The organism is Vogesella indigofera (assembly GCF_003633895.1).
In the GTDB taxonomy this organism is placed as follows: Bacteria; Pseudomonadota; Gammaproteobacteria; order Burkholderiales; family Chromobacteriaceae; genus Vogesella; species Vogesella indigofera.
Genome location: NZ_RBID01000017.1, coordinates 190,575 through 205,255 on the forward strand (window position 1 = coordinate 190,575; position 14,681 = coordinate 205,255).

13 protein-coding genes and 4 tRNA genes are annotated in these 14,681 nt (G+C 63.8%); 8 read left to right on the forward strand and 9 right to left on the reverse strand.

Annotation, left to right across the window (positions count from 1 at the left end; translation table 11 throughout):
- The first annotated feature begins 31 nt into the window (after positions 1–31).
- Positions 32–697 (forward strand): leucyl/phenylalanyl-tRNA--protein transferase, encoded by a 666-nt coding sequence (aat, locus tag C8E02_RS14135; RefSeq protein ID WP_245961163.1) that lies wholly within the window; start codon positions 32–34, stop codon positions 695–697.
- Positions 681–1,406, forward strand: a complete 726-nt coding sequence (locus C8E02_RS14140) for an arginyltransferase (RefSeq protein ID WP_120811710.1) — start codon at positions 681–683, stop codon at positions 1,404–1,406. The genes aat and C8E02_RS14140 overlap by 17 nt, the downstream gene beginning before the upstream one ends.
- A 70-nt stretch (positions 1,407–1,476) precedes the next feature.
- Here the strand turns inward: C8E02_RS14140 and C8E02_RS14145 are convergent, their stop codons facing one another.
- The 8 genes from C8E02_RS14145 to C8E02_RS14180 are packed head-to-tail and all read right to left on the reverse strand — an operon-like array spanning position 1,477 to position 7,412.
- Positions 1,477–1,947, reverse strand: a complete 471-nt coding sequence (locus C8E02_RS14145; RefSeq protein WP_245961164.1) for an outer membrane lipoprotein — start codon at positions 1,945–1,947, stop codon at positions 1,477–1,479.
- Positions 1,948–1,971: 24 nt separating this feature from the next.
- Complete coding sequence (locus C8E02_RS14150; RefSeq protein WP_120811712.1) at positions 1,972–3,000, reverse strand: quinone-dependent dihydroorotate dehydrogenase; 1,029 nt, start codon at positions 2,998–3,000, stop codon at positions 1,972–1,974.
- Positions 3,001–3,044: 44 nt separating this feature from the next.
- Positions 3,045–3,635 carry a malonic semialdehyde reductase gene (locus C8E02_RS14155; RefSeq protein ID WP_120811715.1) on the reverse strand — a complete coding sequence of 197 codons (591 nt, stop codon included), beginning with the start codon at positions 3,633–3,635 and terminating at the stop codon, positions 3,045–3,047.
- 28 nt (positions 3,636–3,663) lie between these two features.
- Positions 3,664–4,485, reverse strand: a complete 822-nt coding sequence (gene motD / locus C8E02_RS14160; RefSeq protein WP_120811718.1) for a flagellar motor protein MotD — start codon at positions 4,483–4,485, stop codon at positions 3,664–3,666.
- Positions 4,486–4,504: 19 nt separating this feature from the next.
- Entirely contained in the window at positions 4,505–5,437 is a 933-nt protein-coding gene (locus C8E02_RS14165; RefSeq protein WP_120811721.1) for a S49 family peptidase, read from the reverse strand.
- Positions 5,438–5,476: 39 nt separating this feature from the next.
- The gene (locus C8E02_RS14170) at positions 5,477–5,839 is read right to left on the reverse strand and encodes a Rieske (2Fe-2S) protein (RefSeq protein ID WP_120811723.1); all 363 of its coding nucleotides are present in this window, start codon (positions 5,837–5,839) and stop codon (positions 5,477–5,479) included.
- Positions 5,815–6,474 carry an HAD-IA family hydrolase gene (locus tag C8E02_RS14175; protein ID WP_120811726.1) on the reverse strand — a complete coding sequence of 220 codons (660 nt, stop codon included), beginning with the start codon at positions 6,472–6,474 and terminating at the stop codon, positions 5,815–5,817. Before C8E02_RS14175 ends, C8E02_RS14170 begins: the two co-directional genes overlap by 25 nt.
- Positions 6,471–7,412 carry an RluA family pseudouridine synthase gene (locus C8E02_RS14180; RefSeq protein ID WP_120811729.1) on the reverse strand — a complete coding sequence of 314 codons (942 nt, stop codon included), beginning with the start codon at positions 7,410–7,412 and terminating at the stop codon, positions 6,471–6,473. Before C8E02_RS14180 ends, C8E02_RS14175 begins: the two co-directional genes overlap by 4 nt.
- A 511-nt stretch (positions 7,413–7,923) precedes the next feature.
- Here C8E02_RS14180 and C8E02_RS14185 point away from each other — a divergent pair.
- The 6 genes from C8E02_RS14185 (at position 7,924) to crcB (ending at position 11,859) form a co-directional block, all read left to right on the forward strand.
- The gene (locus C8E02_RS14185) at positions 7,924–10,815 is read left to right on the forward strand and encodes an Rne/Rng family ribonuclease (RefSeq protein WP_120811732.1); all 2,892 of its coding nucleotides are present in this window, start codon (positions 7,924–7,926) and stop codon (positions 10,813–10,815) included.
- Between the two features lie 89 nt (positions 10,816–10,904).
- Positions 10,905–10,980: transfer RNA gene (locus C8E02_RS14190), tRNA-Asn, on the forward strand.
- A gap of 66 nt (positions 10,981–11,046) precedes the next feature.
- Positions 11,047–11,122 (forward strand) — tRNA-Asn (locus C8E02_RS14195).
- Between the two features lie 68 nt (positions 11,123–11,190).
- Positions 11,191–11,266 (forward strand) — tRNA-Asn (locus C8E02_RS14200).
- 69 nt (positions 11,267–11,335) lie between these two features.
- Positions 11,336–11,411 (forward strand) — tRNA-Asn (locus C8E02_RS14205).
- A 70-nt stretch (positions 11,412–11,481) separates the two neighbouring features.
- Positions 11,482–11,859, forward strand: coding sequence for a fluoride efflux transporter CrcB (gene crcB, locus C8E02_RS14210; RefSeq protein WP_120811736.1), 378 nt, complete (start codon positions 11,482–11,484; stop codon positions 11,857–11,859).
- A gap of 124 nt (positions 11,860–11,983) precedes the next feature.
- On the opposite strand, the gene alaS is transcribed toward crcB, so the two are convergent.
- Positions 11,984–14,614 carry an alanine--tRNA ligase gene (gene alaS / locus C8E02_RS14215; protein WP_120811737.1) on the reverse strand — a complete coding sequence of 877 codons (2,631 nt, stop codon included), beginning with the start codon at positions 14,612–14,614 and terminating at the stop codon, positions 11,984–11,986.
- Positions 14,615–14,681 lie beyond the last annotated feature (67 nt).

The following is a 14,681-nucleotide window of genomic DNA, read 5'->3' on the forward strand; positions in this document are numbered from 1 at the left end:
CTGGCTTGGGCGGAGTCTGGAATTCCCGCCCGTGTCGCTGGCAATGGCCGAGCCGGATGGCTTGCTGGCCGCCGGCGGCGACCTGTCCGTTGCCCGTCTGCTTGCCGGTTACTCGCACGGCATCTTTCCCTGGTTCTCTCCGGAAGACCCCATCCTGTGGTGGTCGCCATCGCAGCGCATGGTGGTGGAGCCGGGCGCGCTGAAAGTCTCGCGCTCGATGGCCAAGGTGCTGCGCAACCGCCATTACCGCGTGACCACCGACCGTGCCTTCGGTGCCGTGATGCAGGCTTGCGCCGTGCAGCGCGACGAGCAGGGCGGCACCTGGATCACCGCGGAGATGATCGCTGCCTATACTGAATTGCATCGGCAGGGTTATGCCCATTCCTTTGAAGTGTGGATGGACGACGAGCTGGCCGGCGGGCTGTACGGTGTCGCCATCGGCGGCATGTTCTACGGCGAGTCGATGTTCCACCGCCGCCGCGACGCCTCCAAGATCGCCTTCATCCACATGGCACAGCATCTGTTTGCCCACGGTGTCGGGCTGATCGATTGCCAGATGCCGACCGCGCACCTCGCCAGCCTTGGTGCGCGCCTGATCGGGCGAGAGCCGTTTGTCGCCCGGGTGCAGCAGCTGCTGCGTTGTCCATTGCCGGATACAGTGTGGGATTACGTCTACGATCATGAGCCATCGCGATAACGACGCCATTGCCATCATCCATTTCTACGCCACGGCACCGTATGCCTGCAGCTATCTGGATGACCGCCAGGCCCGCTCCCAGGTTGCGGTGCCGGCGGAAGCGATCGACAGCACGGTCTACAGCCAGCTGGTGGGGCTGGGCTTCCGCCGCAGCGGCCACTTCACCTACCGGCCGTATTGCGATGCCTGCCGCGCCTGTGTGCCGGTGCGCATTCCGGTGGCGCGCTTCGTGCCGGATCGCAGCCAGCGGCGCGCGCTGCGCCGTCATGGCGAGCTGAGCACGCGCATCCTGCCGCTCGGCTTTGTCGACGAGCATTTCCAGCTGTACCGCCGCTACCAGCAGGCACGCCACGACGGTGGCGGCATGTCGGAGGACGACCCGGGGCAGTACGCGGAGTTCATCCTGAAAAGCCGGGTCGAGAGCTGGCTGGTGGAGTTTCGCGAGCAGGGCGTGCTGCGCATGGTCAGCCTGATCGACCGGCTGGATGACGGCCTGTCGGCGGTGTATACCTTTTTCGATCCGGACCAGCCGCGCACCGCCTACGGCGTTTACAACGTGCTGTGGCAGGTCGATCTCGCGCGCCGGCTGCAGCTGTCCTATCTGTATCTCGGCTACTGGATCGCCGAATCGCCAAAGATGGCCTACAAGACGCGCTACCGGCCGCTGGAGCGGCTGGACGATGGCCGCTGGCGCGCGTTCGAGCCCTGATTGCGGCCAACCTTGCCATGCATGAAAACAGGCACCCCGGGGTGCCTGTTTTTTTGCGCGTGCTGCCCGCTTACAGCGGGCTGACGCGGGTGGTGCCGCCGCCGCTCAGGACCCGCACGCGCTGGCCCTGGCTGAACGGCACATCGGCCTCCTGCACGATGGACAGCATCTTGCCGCCGTTATCCAGCTTCACCGTGATTTCCAGCGCCGGCTTGGTGTTCAGCGTCTGTTGTGCCGATTGCGCCGCCAGTCCGCCGGCGATGGCGCCGACGATGGCACCGGCGACGGCGCCGCTACCCTTGCCGATATTGCTGCCGGCCAGGCCGCCCAGCGCGGTACCGCCCATGGTCAGCAGCTCGTTGCGGTTGCCTTCCATCAGCACGTTCTTGACGGCGATCACCTGGCCGAACTCGACCACGTGCGCCTGGCGCATCTGGTCCTTGCTGTAGACCTGGCCGGAGTCTGAGGTGTTGGCGCAGCCGGTGGCCAGACCGGCGGCCAGCAGGGCGATGCCGCCCAGTTGCAGTAGTCTGCGGTTCATGATGCTTCCTTTCATGGGCGGATGTCAGCCGTGGCGCTTGCCGCGCAGCGCTTCGGCGCATTCGTTGATCAGGCCCGGACCACGGTAGATCAGGCCGGAGTACAGCTGCACCAGCGTGGCGCCGGCGTCGATCTTCTCCTGCGCGTCGGCCCCGGACAGGATGCCGCCGACACCGATGATCGGCAGCGCGCCGTCCAGCGCCCGCGCCAGGTTGCGGATCAGCTGCGTCGAGCGCTCGCGTACCGGCGCGCCGGACAGGCCGCCGGCCTCGCCTTGCAGCGGATGGCCGGCGATCTCGCTGCGCGACAGCGTGGTGTTGGTGGCGATCACCGCGTCCAGCTGGTGTTCGGTCAGCAGGCGGGCGATCTCCTGTGTCTGTTCGGCATCCAGGTCCGGCGCGATCTTCACCGCCAGTGGCACATAGCGGCCATGCTGGTCGGCCAGTCGCGACTGGCGGTTCTTCAGCGCGGCGAGCAGCTCGCCCAGCTCATCGGACTGCTGCAGCTGGCGCAAGTTCTTGGTGTTGGGCGAGGAGATGTTGACGGTGACGTAGCTGGCGCACTCGTACACCTTGTCGAGGCAGGTCAGGTAGTCGTCCTTGGCGTTCTCGATCGGCGTGCTGGCGTTCTTGCCGATATTGATGCCGAGGATGCCCTGGAAGCGGCTGTTGCGCACGTTCTCCAGCAGCGCGTCGACGCCCTTGTTGTTGAAGCCCATGCGGTTGATGATGCCTTCGTGCTCCGGCACGCGGAACAGGCGCGGCTTGGGGTTGCCGTCCTGCGGGCGTGGCGTCACGGTGCCGATCTCGATGAAGCCGAAGCCGAGTGCGGCGAGGGCGTCGATGTGGTCGCCGTTCTTGTCCAGACCGGCGGCGAGGCCGACCGGATTGGGGAAGGTCAGGCCCATGGCTTTTACCGGATTGCGGCCAACCTTGCGGCTAAGCAAGCCGGTCAATTGCAGGCGATACGCGGTATCCAGCAGCGACAGGGTGGTTTCGTGCGCGGATTCGGCATCGGTGCGGAACAGCAAGGGGCGTAACAGCGGGTAAAGCATGGCTTTCTCCGTAAGGCGCGAGCACGGCTCGCGCCACAACAGGGTTAAAGGATCTGGCAGGCGTCGTCAAAACCAAGGCGTGGTGCGCGCGGGAACAGCTTGCTGGCGTCACCGTAGCCGAGATTGATCAGGAAGTTGCTCTTGATGTGGCCTTGCGGGAAGAAGGCGGCGTCCACGGCGGCGTTGTCGAAGCCGGACATCGGGCCGCAGTCCAGCCCCAGCGCGCGGGCGGCCATGATCAGGTAGGCGCCCTGCAGCGAGCTGTTGCGCATGGCGGTGCTCTGGATCGCGGCATCGTTGCCGGCGAACCAGCTGCGGGCGTCGGTGTGCGGGAACAGGCGCGGCAGCTGCTCGTAGAAGTGCAGGTCCATGGCGACGATCACTGTGACCGGTGCCGCCATGGTCTTGTCCCGGTTGCCTTCCGACAGGCAGGGCTTGAGTCTGGCCTTGGCTTCCGGCGACTGCACGAACACCAGGCGTGCCGGCGAGCAGTTGGCACTGGTCGGTGCCATTTTCATCAGCTCGAACAGCTGGTGCAGGGTTTCCTTGCTGACCGGGCGGTCTTGCCAGTGGCTATGCGTACGGGCATTGAGGAACAGTTGTTCCAGAGCGGCGTGGCTGACAGGTGTGCTCATGCGGAGGATCTCTCTCTTTGGCGGTAATTCAGGGCGCGGTGGCGGAGGTCGGTAGCAGGTTATTTGCCGGTGCTGCTGTGGCGGCGCCGATGTCCTCGCTCTTGCCGCTGGTCTTGGCGATGATGGTGATCGCCACGCGGCGGTTGCGGGCGCGGCCGTCGGCGGAAGCATTGTTGGCCACCGGCATGGTTTCGGCGCGGCCAACGGCCACCAGCCGTTCCGGCGCGATGCCGTTTTCCATGAACAGGCGCACGATGCTGCCGGCACGGGCGGCGGACAGTTCCCAGTTGGACGGGAAGAAGGCGTTGCGGATCGGGATATTGTCGGTAAAACCTTCCACCCGCACCTCGTTCGGCACCTGCGCCAGCTGCTGTGCCACCGCCGACAGGATCTGCGGCGAGTTGCCGGACGGCAGCGCCTGGCCGACCGGGAACAGCGCGGTGTCCTTGATCTCGATATGGATGCCTTCGTCGTCCTGGCGCATGCTGACCTGACCACCCTGCATCAGCGGAGCCAGGCTCTTGCCGATGTCATCGGCCAGCTGTTTCAGGCGGGCACGCTCCTGCAGCCGCTGCTGGCCCTCGACCGCGGTGGCGATCGGCTTGGTGTTGGGGATCTCGATCATGGTATTGGCGTTGCCGGACGGCGGCGTGGCCTGGATCGCCAGGTTGCCGCTGCGGAAGGCGTCGATCATCGACGTCGACAGCACCCGGTACTTGCCTTCGTTGACCTGCGAAATGGCATACATCACGACGAAGAAGGCAAACAGCAGGGTGATGAAGTCGGCGTAGGAAACCAGCCAGCGTTCGTGGTTTTCGTGGACTTCTTCCTGTTTGCGGCGTCGTGCCATGAATGCTCCGTGTCAGAGGTCAGAAAAGGCGGGTGTCAAACAGCGCGCGGATGCCGCCGGCAAAGCTGACGCCGATGCGCTTGGCAAAAAAGTCGCCGAGGCCGTCGCTGGGGGTGAAGTCGACCAGCTCTTCGGCCTTGATCTGCTCGCGCGCCACCGAGCTGACCGAGCCCAGGTCATCGGCCAGTCCCAGCGCGATGCTGCCGCTGCCCAGCCATACCCGGCCGCTGAAGACTTCGGCGTCGGCCTTCAGCCGGCTGCCGCGCCCCTGCTTCACCACCGCGATGAACTGCTGGTGGATTTCGTCTAGCAGCGACTGGTGGATGGCCTGCTGCTGCGGGTCGCGCGGCGAGAACGGGTCGTTCATTGCCTTGTTGCTGCCGGCGGTGGTCAGCCGGCGCTCGATGCCGAGCTTCTCGATCGCCTTGTCGAAGCCGAAGCCGTCCGACACCACGCCGATGGAGCCGATGATGCTGGCCTTGTCGACGTGAATCTTGTCGGCGGCGGCGGCGATGTAGTAGCAACCGGAGGCACACACTTCTTCCACTACCACGTGCAGCGGAATGGTGGGGTGCAGTTTTTTCAGGCGGCGGATTTCGTCATTGGCGATGCCGGACAGCACCGGGCTGCCGCCGGGGCTGTTGGCGCGGATGATAATGCCCTTGGTGTTGCGATCGTTGTAGGCGTGCTCCAGCCCTTCCAGCAGCCGGCCGCTGGCATTGCTGTCACTGTCAATGGCGCCGTCCAGCGAGATCACCGCGGTGTGCTTGCCGCCCAGCGTGCCGCTGTCCTGTTCGTCCTGCCAGAAAAACATCGCCAGCAGCGTGCCGATCAGCAATAGCCACGCCAGCCGGAAGAAGGTCTTCCATTGGCGGGTGCGTTTCTGTTCCAGCAGTGCCGCGCCAGCCAGCTTTTCAATCAGCTGGCGCTCCCATTTGGGTTCTTGCTCCATGCTTGCCTCAATCTTCCGCAACGTTGGCCGCAACGCGCATCAGGCGCCGTCGGCTTGCGGCAAATAGTATATCCGACCCTCGTGCTCGGCGACTGCGAGTGACTGCAACGATAGTCCGCGGCAGGGGCCGGCAACGCAGTAGCCGTTGTCCGGCAGGTACAGCGCACCGTGCATGCTACAGATCAGGTAGCCGCCGTCGCCATCGAAGAAGCGACCTTCCTGCCAGTCCAGTTCCACCGGCACATGACGGCAACGGTTGAGGTAGCCGTATACCACGCCGCCATGACGAATGACAAATGCGGCCGCCGTCTCGCCGTGCAGCCGGATCTCGAATCGCACGCCGTTGCCGCCATCCCGCAGTACATCTGCATCGCAGATCAGTTGCGCTGCTGGATCAGCCATTGCTGCAGATCGTCAAAGACATCGAAAATAGCCAGCGGTTCGCAATCGAGCAGGTCTTCCACCGGATGCGCGCCGTAGCTGACGCCGACGCTGAGGGTGGCGGCGTTGAGCGCCATCTGCAAGTCGTGGGTGGTGTCGCCGACCATCAGCGTGCGCGCAGGCGCAACGCCCAGCTGGTCGGTGATGTCCAGCAGCATCTGTGGATGCGGCTTGGAGTGGCATTCGTCGACGGTGCGGGTGGTGAGAAAGTGCGGCGCCAGACCGGTGACGTTCAGCGCGCGGTCCAGGCCGACGCGGCTCTTGCCGGTGGCCACCGCCAGCAGGTAGCCGGCGGCCTCCAGTGCGGCCAACCCTTCGGCCACGCCGTCAAACAACTCGATGGTCTCGTCGCCGGCCAGATAGTGGTGGCGGTAGGCCTGCACCATGTCCTGGTAGCGCGCCTCCGGCAGGCCGGGACAGACCACGCGCATGGCGTCGACCAGGCCGAGGCCGATCACGTGGCTCGCGCGCTCGCGCGGCGGGATCGGCAGGCCGAGGTCCTGGCAGGCCGCCTGGATGGAACGGGTGATGTGGGCAGTGGAATCCATCAGGGTTCCGTCCCAGTCGAACACGATCAGATCGAAACGGGTAGTCATGATTGGGGTAGGGTATCCAGAAAGCGGGTCAGTTCGGGCGGCAGCGGTGCCTGCAGTTGCAGCTCCTCGCCGGTGAGCGGGTGCGGCAACACCAGGTTGGCCGCATGCAGGAACATGCGCTTCAGGCCGTGGCGTTGCAGCTCGCGGTTGGCACTGAAATCGCCGTATTTTTCGTCGCCGGCAATTGGGCAGCCGTTGGCCTGCATGTGCACGCGGATCTGATGGGTGCGGCCAGTACGCAGCAGCGCCTCGAGCAGGGTGAAGTCGCGGTAGCGTTGCTGCACCGTGAAAATGGTGTGCGCGTAGATGCCGAGCGTCTCGTCGACGCGCACCATGCGCTCGCCGCTCGGGGTGTGGAAGCGGTGCAGCGGCAGCTTCACGTGGCGGATCTTGTCCGGCCATTGGCCCAGCGCCAGCGCGAAGTAGCGCTTCTGCGGCACGTCGTTGCGGATCATCTCGTGCAGCTTGACCAGCGCCGAACGCTTCTTGGCGATCATCAGCAGGCCGGAGGTTTCGCGGTCGAGGCGGTGCACCAGCTCCAGGTAGCGCGCGTCCGGGCGCGCCTTGCGCAATTGCTCGATGACACCAAACGATACGCCGCTGCCGCCGTGCACGGCGACGCCGGCCGGCTTGTTGATTACTAGCAGTGCGTCGTCCTCGTACACGATCGGGAAGTTGGCGCCGGGCACCACCTGACCGTCGGTCGCCTTGGCGGCGAGGCGGATCGGCGGAATGCGCAGTTCGTCGCCTTGCTGCAGGCGCTGCATCGCGTCGGCACGGCCCTTGTTCACGCGGATCTCGCCGGAGCGGATGATGCGGTAAATATGGCTTTTTGGCACACCCTTGAGCAGGCGCGTCAGGTAGTTGTCCAGGCGCTGATCGGCACCGTTTTCGTCGACGGTGATGAATGTAACGGAATCTTTGCGAATGTCAGTCATATTGCTTATACTCCGTTGGCTCCTTCGCCTGAAATAGTGCGATGTGTAGCACACCGGAAATGGGTCGCAGACAATACTGCCTGTGGCGCTGCTGCGCAACAAAAACCGGCCGGCAGGACATTGGTCCTGACCTGACGCCGGTTGTACCGGGCGCAGCCATGGTTATCTCGCTCACCCCGAAGTAGCGATGTTAATGCATTTAGATGCATGACGCACTCACGCCAGTTTCCCGTTTCGGGGCGATAAGGCCCGCCCCGAAGCTTTGCAGCAAAATTTGACCCGACGTGGCCACCCGATTTTGCCTATCCTGCCGCCAAGGCAGGGTGGGTTTGGTAAGCGCCGAAGCATGGCGCAGCAGGGGCCGCGTGTAGAACAAGAAGTTGGCTTAACCCGATCGCAGTTCAGTTGCTCTTTACTCCGACACTTCTTAACGGCATGCGCTCATTACACTCATTGAGCCGTCAAATACTTGCTGTACCCCTAGCGTGAGTGCACGCGTAGGGACATATTAATGAAACGCATGCTTTTTAATGCGACACAGGCAGAAGAACTGCGTGTCGCCATCGTCGACGGGCAAAAGCTCATCGACCTCGATATCGAAACCGTCGGTAAAGAACAGCGCAAGGGCAACATCTACAAGGGCACCATCACCCGGATCGAGCCATCGCTGGAGGCGTGTTTTGTCGACTACGGCACCGACCGTCACGGTTTCCTGCCGTTCAAGGAAGTTTCCCGCAGCTATTTCCAGCAGCACGAAGGCGGCCGTCCGCGTATCCAGGACGTGCTGCGCGAAGGCATGCAGGTTGTCGTGCAAGTCGAAAAGGACGAGCGTGGCAACAAGGGCGCCGCGCTGACCACCTACGTCAGCCTGGCTGGCCGCTATGTGGTGCTGATGCCGAACAACCCGCGTGGTGGTGGCGTGTCGCGCCGCATCGAGGGTGAAGAGCGTCAGGAGCTGAAAGACCTGCTGTCGCAGCTGGAAGTGCCGGGTGGCATGAGTCTGATCGCGCGCACCGCCGGTATCGGCCGTTCGCTCGAAGAGCTGCAGTGGGACCTGAACTACCTGCTGCAACTGTGGCGTGCCGTTGACAGTGCCGCCGGTGCCCAGTCTGCGCCGTTCCTGATTCTGCAGGAAGGCAGCCTGGTGATTCGCGCCATCCGCGACTACTACCAGCCCGACATTGGCGAAATCCTGATCGACACAGAAGAAATCTACGAACAGGCGCGCCAGTTCATGAGTCACGTGATGCCCAACAACGTTGGCCGCGTGAAACTGTACAAGGACCCGGTGCCGCTGTTCTCGCGCTTCCAGATCGAACACCAGATCGAAACCGCGTTCTCGCGTGCCGTCACCCTGCCGTCCGGCGGTGCCATCGTCATCGATCACACCGAAGCGCTGGTGTCGGTCGACGTCAACTCGGCGCGTGCCACCAAGGGTTCCGACATCGAGGACACCGCGTTCCGTACCAACCTGGAAGCGGCGGAAGAAATCGCCCGCCAGCTGCGCCTGCGCGACCTGGGTGGCCTGATCGTGATCGACTTCATCGACATGGAAAGCCAGAAAAACCAGCGTGACGTGGAAAACCGCCTGCGCGACGTGCTGAAGCATGACCGCGCCCGCGTGCAGATGGGCAAGCTGTCGCGTTTCGGCCTGCTGGAACTGTCGCGTCAGCGCCTGCAGCCTAGCCTGGGTGAAACCAGTCACGAAGCCTGCCCGCGTTGCCACGGTATCGGTTTCATCCGCGGCATCGAATCCTCCGCCCTGCACATCCTGCGCATCATCCAGGAAGAAGCGATGAAGGAAAACACCGGCGCGGTGCACGCGCAGGTGCCGGTCGATGTGGCCACTTTCCTGCTCAACGAGAAGCGTGCCGAGATCTACTCCATCGAAGCGCGTCTGGATGTGGCGGTAGTGCTGATTCCTAACCTGCATCTGGAAACCCCGCACTACAAGATCGTGCGCGTACGTCACGACGATCTGGCGGAAGTCGGCGATGCGCCGAGCTATCAGCGCGTCGAAATGCCGGAAGAAGACACCTCGCACCCGTTCGGCCAGGAAAAGCCGAAGCTGGAGCGTCAGGAAGCCGCGGTCAAGGGTGTGACCCCGGCCCAGCCGGCACCGCAGGCTGCCGAACCGGTTACACCGGTCGCTGCCGCACCGGTGGTGGTTGCCGAGCCGGGTCTGCTGGCCCGTGTGGTCGGCTGGTTCAAGTCGGTGCTGTCGCCGGAACCGCAGGTGAGCGAAACCAAGCCGGTGGTCGAAGAAAAGCGTCCGCAGCGTGAAGCGCGCAATCCGCGCCAGCGTAATGGCGAGCGCCGCAGCAACGGCCGCCGCGAGCGGGAGGAGCGTGTTCCGGGTGAAGGCCGTGCCGAACGCCAGGAGCGCCAGCCACGCAACGACAATCGTCGCAATGAAGTGCGCGAAGAAGGTCAGGCGCCGGCCCGTGCCGAGCGTGCGCCACGCCGCGAACGCGAACCACGTGAGCCGCGCGATAACGCGAATGCAATGGTGGCGCGCAGCGATGCCGCGACTGATGGTGCCGTGAAAGAGCAGCGCGACAACCAGCGTAACGACCGTCGCCGTGAGCGCGAGCAGCAGCGTGTTGCCAAGGAACAGCAAGTGGTGCAGGCGCCGGAGCTGGAAACCGAACAGCCAGTGGCGGATGCAGTGGTAACGGAGGCCGTGGTTGCGCCGGAGCAGGGCGAGCGCGAAGCGCGCGAGCCACGTGAGCGCCGTCGTCGTCGCAGTCGTCGTGACCGTCGTGATGACACGGCCGTGGCCGGTGACGCTGGTGCCGAAGTGACTGCCGAACAGCAGGCAACCGAGGTGGTAGCCGATGCAGTTGTGGTGGCCGAGGTGGCGCCAGTGGCTGCCGAGGAAGTGGCACAGCCGGTTGCTGTGGTTGAGGTGGTGGAAACCGAAGTTGCCGAGGCCGTTGCAGTGGTCGCTGTCGAGCCGGCTGCGCCGGAACTAGTTACTGTCGAGGTGGTAGAGCCTGCGCTTGATGAGACTGTGCTGGTGACGCCTGTGGTCGAAATCCAGCCAGAGCCTGCGGCCAACGTTGCGGCAGTGGTTGAAGTGGTGTCCGAGCCAGTGGCGGAAGTGCCTGCCGAGCTCGTTACCGAAGCCGTTTCCGAAGCCGCTGCGGTCGAGGAAGTGCTGGCGCCGGTGGCGGAAGTAGTGGCCGAGCCGGCACCAGTGGCGGTGCTTGATGCCGCGGCGACAGCCGGTCTGGTGATGGTGACCACGCGTGCTGCCAGCGAGCTGCCGGAAGTGGTGCAACCAGAGCCGGTGCTGAAGGGCAAGCGTCGTCGCGAAGTGGTGCGCCAGGCTGAAGATGGCGAGGCGCCTGTCGAACTGGTACAGGTTCAAACTCAGGCCCCGGCTAGCCCGGACGCCTAAGTTGATGCAGACGTCAAGCCCGGAAAATTCATTTTTCGGGCTTGACGAATCGGCGATCGCTGTCTAAACTGCGCACCTCTTTAGGCAATTCCCTGATAGCTCAGTCGGTAGAGCGACGGACTGTTAATCCGCAGGTCCCTGGTTCGAGTCCAGGTCGGGGAGCCAAAATATCCAGTGCAGCAAGCCAGCGATGTGATGTTGGTTTGATGTCAGCAGTAACAAGTTTGATGTTCCCTGATAGCTCAGTCGGTAGAGCGACGGACTGTTAATCCGCAGGTCCCTGGTTCGAGTCCAGGTCGGGGAGCCAAAATATCCAGCGCAGCAAGCCAGTCGATGTAATGTCAGGCTTGATGTCAGCAGTAACAAGTTTGATGTTCCCTGATAGCTCAGTCGGTAGAGCGACGGACTGTTAATCCGCAGGTCCCTGGTTCGAGTCCAGGTCGGGGAGCCAAAATATCTAGCACAGCAAGCCGGTCGATGTGATGTCGGGCTTGATGTCAGCAGTAACAAGTTTGAATGTTCCCTGATAGCTCAGTCGGTAGAGCGACGGACTGTTAATCCGCAGGTCCCTGGTTCGAGTCCAGGTCGGGGAGCCAGCCAAATCAAAAACCCGCCTTCCGGCGGGTTTTTTGTTGAGCATGTGGCAGTGGCAATGGAGAAAACGGCATGATCAAGTCGGTAGTGGCGATTGCCAGTGGGGCGGTGCTGGGCGCCTTGCTGCGCTGGAGCTTTGCGGCGCAACTCAACCGTCTGTTTCCGGCCATTCCGCCGGGTACTGTGGTCGCCAACTGGCTGGGCGCGTATCTGGTGGGGCTGATCGCCGGCCTGTTCGTGGCCAATCCGCACTGGCTGCCGGAATGGCGGCTGTTTATCTTCACCGGTTTTCTCGGCGCACTGACCACGTTTTCCACCTTCTCGCTGGAGGTGGTGTCCTTGCTGCAGTTGCAGCGCTATGGCACCGCACTGCTGGCGGTGTCGCTGCACCTGTTCGGCTCGCTGCTGCTGACCATTGCCGGCTTCGCCACTGTGCGCTGGCTGGGTTAGGGCATTCTGCCATCGCAACCCTGTTGTCAGGGCGATCGGCTCTGACCCGCACCATGCTGGCGGCGAGAGCGCATAAAAAAAGCCCACCTCGGAAGGTGGGCTTTTTGTTTGCCGCTGGTGTGACTTACTTGGCGGCCAGCCAGTCCTTGGCGCTGGCGATGGCCGCGCTCAGGTTTTCCGGCTGGGTGCCGCCGGCCTGGGCCATGTCCGGACGACCGCCGCCCTTGCCGCCGACCTGCTGTGCCAGATGGTTGACCAGCTCGCCGGCCTTGAAGCGGCTGGTGAGGTCCTTGGTGACGCCGGCAATCAGCGCCACCTTGCCGTCGGACTTGCTGCCCAAGGCAATCACGGCAGAGCCGAGCTTGTCCTTCAGCTTGTCGAGCAGGTCGCGCAGCGCGGCGCTGTCGGCGCCGTCCAGCTCGGCGGCCAGCAGCTTGACGCCGTTCACCTCGATGGCCTGTTCCGCCAGGCTGTCACCGGCGGAGGCCGCCAGCTTGCCCTTGGCCGCGGCCAGCTCCTTCTCCAGTGCCTTCAGTTCGCTTTGCAGCGTGCCGATCTTGCTGAGCACCTCGTCGCTGGTTTGCGCCTTGAGGTTGGCCGCAGCGCTCTTCAGCAGGCTGTCCTGGGCCTGGACGTAGGCGACCGCGCCTTCGCCGGTCACCGCTTCGATACGGCGCACGCCGGCAGCGACGCCGCCTTCGGCCACGATCTTGAAGAAGCCGATATCACCGGTACGGTTGACGTGGGTGCCGCCGCACAGTTCGGTGGAGAAGTCGCCCATCTGCAGCACGCGCACTTCGTCACCGTACTTCTCGCCGAACAGCGCCATGGCGCCGGCACGGATGGCGTCGTCGTAGCCCATCAGGCTGGCCTTGACTTCGTGGTTGGCCGCCACCACGTGGTTGACCACGCGTTCGATCTCGGCGATCTCTTCGGCGCTCAGTGGCTGGCCGTGGGCGAAGTCGAAACGGGTGCGCTCGGCGTTGACCAGCGAGCCTTTCTGCGCGACGTGGCTGCCCAGTACCTTGCGCAGCGCGGCGTGCAGCAGGTGCGTGGCCGAGTGGTTGCGGGCGGTGGCCAGGCGCTTGTGCAGGTCGATGGTGGCCTGCACGGTATCGCCGATGTTGAGGCTGCCTTTGGCGAGGCGGCCGGTGTGGCCGAAGACCGCCGACTTGATCTTCTGGGTGTCGGTGACGTCGAACAGGGCGCCCACGCCACCGGCGGCGGAGATCTCGCCGATGTCGCCGACCTGGCCACCGCCTTCGGCGTAGAACGCGGTGTTGTCCAGTACCACGATGCCTTCATCGCCTGCGGCCAACGTTTGCACCGGCTCGGTACCCTTGTACAGCGCGATCACCTTGGCATCGACGCTGTGGTTGCTGTAACCGTGGAAGCTGGTATCGGCGCCATCGTAGCTGACGCTGCCGGCGACCTTGAATGCGGACGCGGCGCGGGCACGGGTGCGCTGTTCTTCCATCGCGCGCTCGAAACCGGCCATGTCGACCTCGATATGGCGCTCGCGGCAGATGTCGGCGGTGAGGTCGACCGGGAAGCCGAAGGTGTCGTACAGCTTGAACACGGTGTCGCCGTCCATCGCGGTCTTGCCGCCGGCAAGCGCGGCATCAACCAGCGCCATGCCGGTTTCCAGTGTCTCGGCGAACTTGATTTCTTCCTGGCGCAGCGCGTCCTCGATCACCGCCTGCTTCTGGCGCAGCTCGGGGTAGGCATCGCCCATCTCGGCCACCAGGTCGGCGACGATCTTGTGGAAGAACAGGCCTTTCTGGCCCAGCTTGTAGCCGTGGCGGATGGCGCGGCGTGCGATGCGGCGCAGTACGTAGCCGCGGCCATCGCTGGACGGCAGGATGCCGTCGGCGATCATGAACGAGCAGGCGCGGATGTGGTCGGCGATCACCTTCAGCGACGGCACGCTCTGGCTGTACTCGACGCCGGTTTCGCGCGCGGCGGCGCGCACCAGGCAGGCGAGGGCGTCGGTTTCGTAGTTGGATTTCACGTGCTGCAGCACGGTGGACAGGCGCTCCAGGCCCATACCGGTATCCACCGACGGCTTTGGCAGCGGGTGCAGGGTGCCGCTCTCGTCACGGTTGAACTGCATGAACACGTTGTTCCAGATTTCCATGAAGCGGTCGCCGTCTTCGTCCGGGCTGCCCGGTGGGCCGCCGGCGACTTCTTCGCCGTGGTCATAGAAAATCTCGGTACAAGGGCCGCACGGGCCGGTGTCGCCCATGGTCCAGAAGTTGTCGGACGCGTACGGTGCACCCTTGTTGTCGCCGATGCGGATGATCTTGTCCGCCGGCAGGCCGACGGTTTTGTGCCAGATGTCGTAGGCTTCGTCGTCGCTGGCGTAGACGGTCACCATCAGCTTGTCTTTGGGCAGCGCCAGCCATTGCTCGCCGGTGAGGAACTCCCAGGCGTAGGTGATGGCGTCCTGCTTGAAGTAGTCGCCGAAGCTGAAGTTGCCCAGCATTTCGAAGAAGGTGTGGTGACGCGCGGTGTAGCCGACGTTTTCCAGGTCGTTGTGTTTGCCGCCAGCGCGCAGGCACTTCTGGCTGGTGGTGGCGCGGGTGTAGTCGCGTTTTTCGAAGCCGAGGAATAGGTCCTTGAACTGCACCATGCCGGCCACGGTGAACATCAGGGTCGGGTCGTTGCCGGGAATCAGGCTGCTGGAGGCAACCACCTGATGGTTTTTCGAGGCAAAGAAGTCGAGGAACTTCTGGCGGATTTCAGCTGTTTTCATGGTGATTGGTCAGTATCTTCAGTGAATTCGGGTTGCGGCCAACCTTGCGGTGGCGCGGTGCAAAAAG

Bases quoted from the DNA above. Each gene is read 5' to 3' on its own strand.
- C8E02_RS14140 (WP_120811710.1), top strand. From the start codon at position 681: ATGAGCCATCGCGATAACGACGCCATTGCCATCATCCATTTCTACGCC.
- C8E02_RS14145 (WP_245961164.1), bottom strand. From the start codon at position 1,947: ATGAACCGCAGACTACTGCAACTGGGCGGCATCGCCCTGCTGGCCGCC.
- C8E02_RS14150 (WP_120811712.1), bottom strand. From the start codon at position 3,000: ATGCTTTACCCGCTGTTACGCCCCTTGCTGTTCCGCACCGATGCCGAA.
- C8E02_RS14155 (WP_120811715.1), bottom strand. From the start codon at position 3,635: ATGAGCACACCTGTCAGCCACGCCGCTCTGGAACAACTGTTCCTCAAT.
- motD (WP_120811718.1), bottom strand. From the start codon at position 4,485: ATGGCACGACGCCGCAAACAGGAAGAAGTCCACGAAAACCACGAACGC.
- C8E02_RS14165 (WP_120811721.1), bottom strand. From the start codon at position 5,437: ATGGAGCAAGAACCCAAATGGGAGCGCCAGCTGATTGAAAAGCTGGCT.
- C8E02_RS14170 (WP_120811723.1), bottom strand. From the start codon at position 5,839: ATGGCTGATCCAGCAGCGCAACTGATCTGCGATGCAGATGTACTGCGG.
- C8E02_RS14175 (WP_120811726.1), bottom strand. From the start codon at position 6,474: ATGACTACCCGTTTCGATCTGATCGTGTTCGACTGGGACGGAACCCTG.
- C8E02_RS14180 (WP_120811729.1), bottom strand. From the start codon at position 7,412: ATGACTGACATTCGCAAAGATTCCGTTACATTCATCACCGTCGACGAA.
- C8E02_RS14185 (WP_120811732.1), top strand. From the start codon at position 7,924: ATGAAACGCATGCTTTTTAATGCGACACAGGCAGAAGAACTGCGTGTC.
- crcB (WP_120811736.1), top strand. From the start codon at position 11,482: ATGATCAAGTCGGTAGTGGCGATTGCCAGTGGGGCGGTGCTGGGCGCC.
- alaS (WP_120811737.1), bottom strand. From the start codon at position 14,614: ATGAAAACAGCTGAAATCCGCCAGAAGTTCCTCGACTTCTTTGCCTCG.